This window comes from Yinghuangia sp. YIM S10712 (assembly GCF_051388935.1).
In the GTDB taxonomy this organism is placed as follows: domain Bacteria; phylum Actinomycetota; class Actinomycetes; order Streptomycetales; family Streptomycetaceae; genus Yinghuangia.
The window spans coordinates 103,397-109,161 of sequence record NZ_JBPKBI010000003.1 but is presented as its reverse complement, the minus strand read 5'-3'; the positions used below and the strand labels follow the sequence as shown (position 1 = coordinate 109,161).

Genomic DNA, 5,765 nt, shown 5'->3' with positions numbered 1-5,765 from the left:
ACCGCCGAGAGGCCGCAGGCCAGCAGCGCGCCCGGGGTGTGCATGGGGTCGTCCACACCGAGCCCGGCGGCCGACGAGTCGCCCAGGACCGCGAGCCGAATCGGCGGCTCGTCGGTGTCCCGGGACTCGCTGTAGTCGCCGTAGATGCCGTCGGCGGTCGGCGGCTCGCCCACCGGGGTGCCGACCGTGCGCCGGGCGAGCTTGGCCTCGGTGTACAGCACCGCGAACATCGCGCCGGTCAGAATGCCGACGCCGCCGCCTCCGAAGGCCGCGGCGGCGGCGATGCGGCGCGCGGTCCTGGTCCGGATCACCGGGACGGCCCGGGGGTGGTCGGGATGGTCGTCATCCGGGCTCCTCCCGTCGTGCGTATGTCTCGTACGCCTGACTGCCGCCCGCCGAACTCCCGCTCGGCCGACGGCAGGCTCGTCCGACGACCCTAACCGACCGTCACGACCCGGAATTCCCGCCGCGGCCGGTCTGCGTCGTCGGTCGGCCGGCACACGCCACGCGCAGGGCGTTTCGTCCTAAGGTGTCCGGTGACCGGTCGCACCCGGTCACCTGGCGGACCCGGCGGCCCCGGCGGGACCCGGCAAGGATGCGAGGGAGCCCTGTGCGCTACGTCGACTCGATGCTCGACCTGATCGGCAACACCCCGATGGTCCGGCTCGGCAGCGTCACCCAAGGCCTGCGGGCGACCGTGCTCGCCAAGGTCGAGTACTTCAACCCCGGCGGCTCGGTCAAGGACCGCATCGCGGTGCGCATGGTCGACGCCGCCGAGGCGTCCGGCCAACTGCGTCCGGGCGGCGTCATCGTCGAGCCGACGTCCGGCAACACCGGAGTCGGGCTGGCGATGGTCGCCCAGCAGCGCGGCTACCGGTGCGTCTTCGTGTGCCCCGACAAGGTGAGCACCGACAAGATCAACGTGCTGCGCGCGTACGGCGCCGACGTCGTCGTGTGCCCGACCGCCGTCGACCCCGCGCACCCGGACTCCTACTACAACGTGTCCGACCGCCTGGTCCGCGAGACGCCGGGCGCGTGGAAGCCCGACCAGTACTCCAACCCGCACAACCCCGAGTCGCACTACGCGACGACCGGCCCCGAGATCTGGGAGCAGACCGAGGGGCGCGTCACCGCCTTCGTCGCGGGCGTCGGCACCGGCGGCACCATCAGCGGCACCGGCCGCTTCCTCAAGGAGGTGTCGGACGGGCGCGTGCGGATCATCGGCGCGGACCCCGAGGGATCGGTGTATTCGGGCGGCAGCGGGCGGCCGTACCTCGTCGAGGGCGTGGGCGAGGACTTCTGGCCGACCGCGTACGACGCGAGCATCCCGGACGAGATCATCGCCGTCTCGGACCGCGACTCGTTCCTGATGACGCGTCGGCTCGCCCGCGAGGAAGGCCTGTTGGTGGGCGGCTCGTGCGGCATGGCGGTCGTGGCGGCGCTGCGGGCGGCCGAGCGCCTGGGACCCGAAGACGTCGTGGTCGTGCTGCTCCCCGACTCCGGCCGGGGCTACTTGTCCAAAGTGTTCAATGACGAGTGGATGGCGGACCACGGCTTCCTGGAGGGGGCGCCGGGCGAGGCCACGGTCGGCGACGTGCTGTCGCGCAAGCAAGGCGACCTGCCCGCGCTCGTGCACGTCCACCCGGACGAGACCGTGGGCGACGCGATCGGCATCCTGCGGGAGTTCGGCGTGAGCCAGATGCCCGTGGTCAAGCCGGGTGCCGGCCACCCGGACGTCATGGCGGCCGAGGTGGTCGGAAAGATCGCCGAACGCGACCTCCTCGACGCCCTTGTCTCCGGCCGCGCGGCCTCGAACGACCCGCTGGAGAAGCACATGTCGGCGCCGATGCCGGTGGTCGGCTCGGGTGAATCGGTGGCCCGGCTCGCGGCGGTCCTGGAGACTGCGGACGCGGCGCTCGTCCTCGTCGACGGCAAACCGCAGGGCGTCGTGACACGGCAGGACCTGCTCGGCCACCTGGCCGGGACATGACGGCCGCCCGGCGAGACCTGGTTCTTACACGGCCGGGTGGGTTCGTACCGTGCGGTCATGGCGGCGTAGCCGACGCGTAACACGCCCGGGTGAATCTTGATCCGTGTTCAACCACGCACGGAGGTGATCCACCATGGCGCTGTGGCGTGTTCGCGCCCAGGTCGACGACGATACGGGGCGGCTGGCGACGCTGGCCGCGGTGCTCGCCGCGCACGATGCGAACGTCCTTGCCCTCAACATCCAGGCCTGCGAGGACGGCCCGGTCGACGAATTTTTCGTCCACGCGCCCGAATCGGTGCGCGCGGCCGAGCTCGCGGCCGGCCTGGTCGCGGCGGGCGGCCGCGACGTGGTCACGCGGCCCGCCGACGCGCACGAGCTCGTCGACGCGCCGACGAAGGCCCTGGTCCTCGCCGCACGCCTGCGTGACCGTCCCGACACGCTGCCCCAGGTCCTGGCCGAACTCCTGGACGCCGACCGGGCGAACTGGGTCGACGCGAAGGTGTCCCTCGCCGGCTCCTGCGACGCAGGAGTGCTGTACGTACCCGTGCCGGACGGGCGGGCGGTGCGCGTCTCGCGTGCCGGCATGCCGTTCACGATGACCGAGGCCGCGCGCGCCGCCGCGCTGGCCCGCATGGTCGACTCCGGCGCGCCCCTTCCGCCGCCGGCCTCCGTCGGCACGTGGCTGCTGCTCGCGGACGGCACCGAGGTGCTGCTCCGGCCAGGCCGCGCCGACGACGTCGACGAGGTGCAGCACATGCACGACCGCTGCTCGCCCGAGAGCCGGCGGCTGCGGTACTTCACCGCGATCCCGCGCCTGCCGCGTGTCGCCCTCGAACGCCTGCTCGTCCCGCGCGCCGGCGTCACGCTGGTCGCGGTACGGCCGGACGGCGGTGTCGCCGCGGTCGGTTCGCTCCTGCACACGCACGACCCCGGCAGCGGCGAACTCGCGCTCCTGGTCGAGGACGACTGGCAGGGGCGGGGCCTCGGCACCGCCATGCTGCGGCGTCTCGGGTCGCTCGCCCGGGCGCGCGGGATGGCCGAGCTGCGGGCGCACGTGCTGCCGGGCAACGGGCGCATGCTCGGCGTGTTCGACCGGGCGGGGCTGACCGGCCGGCGGCGGTTCGAGGAGGGCGTCGTACGGCTGAGCATGCCGGTCGTGCGGAGCGCGGTCCCGGGGGGAGGAGCGGAGCCGGGCGCGGCGTGCGCGTGACCGGCGGCGGAGTGCCGCACGAGGGCCTTCGCCCCGGCGCGCGGCGCGGTCGCGAAGCGAACCCCCGGCTACGGCCTAGGCTCCTGCCATGGACACCGCACCTGTTTCCGACATCCCCCAGTTCATCCGGTTGAGCCTGGACATCGTGCTGGAGGTCACCGATGAAGGTTCCTTGCGCGCGGCTGCGTTGGAGGCCGTCAAGGGCGACGACGACCTGACCGCGGAGGAACGCGCCGACGCGGTCGCGGCGATCGACGCGGACCTGGCGGAGTCGGTTTCGTACCTGATCGACCCGTTCGCTCTCGTCGCCGACGTGCCGGGCACCGAACTCAGCGAGGCCGGCTGGCAGTCCGAGGGCGCCGAGTATGTGCCGGAGGACGAGGACGAAGTGGACGAGGACGAAGGCTGACCCTCCGCGGTGTCGGCTCCCAACGGGTGAATCCCGAGGAAGGGCGTGCCCGGTCCGCAGTTCCTTCGTTGTCCCGGATGCCGCGCGGACAACGCGCGGCACTGCGACATGGAGGATCAATGAACACGGTCAAGAAGGCGGTCGTCATCACCGCCGCCGCCGGCGGTCTCCTGGCCGCGGGCATGGGCGCCGCGCACGCCAGCAGCGAGGCCGACGGTGCCGCCGTCGGCTCGCCGGGCGTCATCTCGGGCAACCAGGTCCAGGTCCCCGTCCACGTTCCCGTCAACGTGTGCGGCAACACGGTCGACGTCATCGCGCTGCTGAACCCGGCGTTCGGCAACGTCTGCGTCAACCACGGCTGATTCGTCGCCGAGGCGCGGTGACGGTCCGTCAGGGCCGACGTGCCGGGGGCGCCGTACGGGACTGCCGGTTCCGTACGGCGCCCGCTGCCGTGTCGGGCGTCAGGCGTGCGTGCCGCCGTCGATGCGCAGGGTCGTGCCGGTGACGAATTTGCCGTCCTCCGAGGCGAGCGCGGCGATCATGCCGGCGACGACGTCCGGGTGCGCCATGCCTNCCCCCCCCCCCCCCCGCTGCCGTGTCGGGCGTCAGGCGTGCGTGCCGCCGTCGATGCGCAGGGTCGTGCCGGTGACGAATTTGCCGTCCTCCGAGGCGAGCGCGGCGATCATGCCGGCGACGACGTCCGGGTGCGCCATGCCTTCCCCGATGATCGGCATGAGCTTGCCGAAGAGCTCCCAGTCGGCGTCCTGGGGCACTTGGTTCGGAGTGTCCTCGACGATGCCGGTCGAGATGCTGCCCGGCGCGACGCACACCGCCCGCAGTCCCCGGCGGCTGTACTCCAGAGCGATCGCGTGGGTGAACGAGTCGACGCCGCCCTTGGACGCGGCGTACGCGGCCATGTAGGGGTGTGCGAAGGCCGCCGAGGTCGAACTGAAGTTCACCACGACCGCTCCGGAGCCGCTCTCCAGCAGCGCCGGCAGCGCGGCGCGGGTCATCAGGAACGTGCCGGTCAGATTGACGCTGATGATCCGGTTCCACACGTCGAGAGAGAACTCGTGGGTGTGTCCGGCGCGCAGGATGCCGGCCGCGTTGACCAGCACGTCCAGACCGCCGAGATTCGTGACGGCCTCGCCCACGCCGGTGGCGACCGCGGCCTCGTCGGACACGTCGAGGACCCCGGTCGTCAACCTGCCGCCGACGCCGGTTTCCTCGGCCATCGCCTGCGTCTTCGCCAGCCCGTCCGTGTTGACGTCGACCGTGTGGACGGTGCCCGCCTCGCGCAGCAGGCGCAGCACGGTGGCCTGGCCGATGCCCGAGCCGCCGCCGGTGACGATGATCCGCCGATTTTGGAACCTCTCCACTGATCCCCACTTCCGTCGCACCACGGGCGGCCGTGGGCCCGCCCTCACCTGACCCACCATCAGAAGCCGAACAGCCGACGGGTTCAAGGGGCCGCGGAGAGCAAATCGGAACACGTTTCACCCATGAAGTGGCGCGCGTCCGGTGGGATTATGGGATTTGTCAGGGAATGTCGTGGTTCTGTCCGGGGAATGTCGGGGACTGGCATCCACCGACGGCCCACCGACGCAGCACGACCTGCCTGGCCCGGTCCCGGCACAACGAAAGAGGTTCCCATGGCAGAGCGCCCGATCAAGCCGACGACCGATACCGGTGCACCAAGCGGCTCGACGTCCGCGAGCACCGGCCACTCGATCCAGGTGTCCACTTTGGCGTCGGAGCGGGGGCGTACCGCGATCGCCGACTCCGTGGTCGCGAAGGTTTCCGGCGTCGCGGCCCGCGAGGTCACCGGCGTCTACGCGCTGGGCAAGGGGGTGGCGCGGGCCTTCGCGTCCGTGCGGCAGCGCGTCCCGGGCGGCAAGCCCAACGTCGCACAGGGCGTCAGCGTCGAGGTCGGTGAGCGCCAGTGCGCGGTCGACCTGACGCTCATCGTCGAGTACGGCGTCGCCATCGCCGAGGTGGCGGCGGACGTCCGGGAGAACGTCATCGACGCGGTCGAACGCATGACCGGTCTCGAAGTGGTCGAAGTGAACATCTCCGTGGACGACATCCACATCGAGAGCCCCGAGGACGAGCGCAGCGGCCGGACGCTCGAATAAACGGGCGGAAGGATCGTGGGG

5 protein-coding genes and 2 pseudogenes are annotated in these 5,765 nt (G+C 71.9%); 5 read left to right on the top strand and 2 right to left on the bottom strand.

The genetic code is table 11. The features are described 5' to 3' along the window. A pseudogene (locus ACRX5W_RS09860) lies at positions 1-311 on the bottom strand (SGNH/GDSL hydrolase family protein); the annotation flags it as partial. Positions 312-610: 299 nt separating this feature from the next. Between ACRX5W_RS09860 and ACRX5W_RS09855 the strand changes: the two are divergent. The 4 genes from ACRX5W_RS09855 (at position 611) to ACRX5W_RS09840 (ending at position 3,971) form a co-directional block, all read left to right on the top strand. After that, positions 611-1,990, top strand: a complete 1,380-nt coding sequence (locus tag ACRX5W_RS09855) for a cystathionine beta-synthase (RefSeq protein WP_436787635.1) — start codon at positions 611-613, stop codon at positions 1,988-1,990. Positions 1,991-2,123: 133 nt separating this feature from the next. Further along, on the top strand, positions 2,124-3,200 hold the full coding sequence (locus tag ACRX5W_RS09850) for an N-acetyltransferase family protein (RefSeq protein ID WP_436787634.1): 1,077 nt from the start codon (positions 2,124-2,126) through the stop codon (positions 3,198-3,200). 88 nt (positions 3,201-3,288) lie between these two features. Next, positions 3,289-3,609, top strand: coding sequence for a hypothetical protein (locus ACRX5W_RS09845; RefSeq protein WP_436787633.1), 321 nt, complete (start codon positions 3,289-3,291; stop codon positions 3,607-3,609). A gap of 119 nt (positions 3,610-3,728) precedes the next feature. After that, the gene (locus ACRX5W_RS09840; protein ID WP_436787632.1) at positions 3,729-3,971 is read left to right on the top strand and encodes a chaplin; all 243 of its coding nucleotides are present in this window, start codon (positions 3,729-3,731) and stop codon (positions 3,969-3,971) included. Between the two features lie 99 nt (positions 3,972-4,070). On the opposite strand, the pseudogene ACRX5W_RS09835 reads toward ACRX5W_RS09840, so the two are convergent. Continuing rightward, positions 4,071-4,988: pseudogene (locus ACRX5W_RS09835) on the bottom strand (SDR family NAD(P)-dependent oxidoreductase). A gap of 273 nt (positions 4,989-5,261) precedes the next feature. Between ACRX5W_RS09835 and ACRX5W_RS09830 the strand changes: the two are divergent. Continuing rightward, positions 5,262-5,744: an Asp23/Gls24 family envelope stress response protein gene (locus ACRX5W_RS09830; protein ID WP_436787631.1), complete on the top strand. Its 483-nt coding sequence runs from the start codon at positions 5,262-5,264 to the stop codon at positions 5,742-5,744. The last annotated feature ends 21 nt before the right edge of the window (positions 5,745-5,765 follow it).

Excerpts from the sequence above, each read along its gene's own strand:
- ACRX5W_RS09850 (WP_436787634.1), top strand. The coding sequence starts at position 2,124 with ATGGCGCTGTGGCGTGTTCGCGCCCAGGTCGACGACGATACGGGGCGG.
- ACRX5W_RS09830 (WP_436787631.1), top strand. The coding sequence starts at position 5,262 with ATGGCAGAGCGCCCGATCAAGCCGACGACCGATACCGGTGCACCAAGC.
- ACRX5W_RS09840 (WP_436787632.1), top strand. The coding sequence starts at position 3,729 with ATGAACACGGTCAAGAAGGCGGTCGTCATCACCGCCGCCGCCGGCGGT.
- ACRX5W_RS09845 (WP_436787633.1), top strand. The coding sequence starts at position 3,289 with ATGGACACCGCACCTGTTTCCGACATCCCCCAGTTCATCCGGTTGAGC.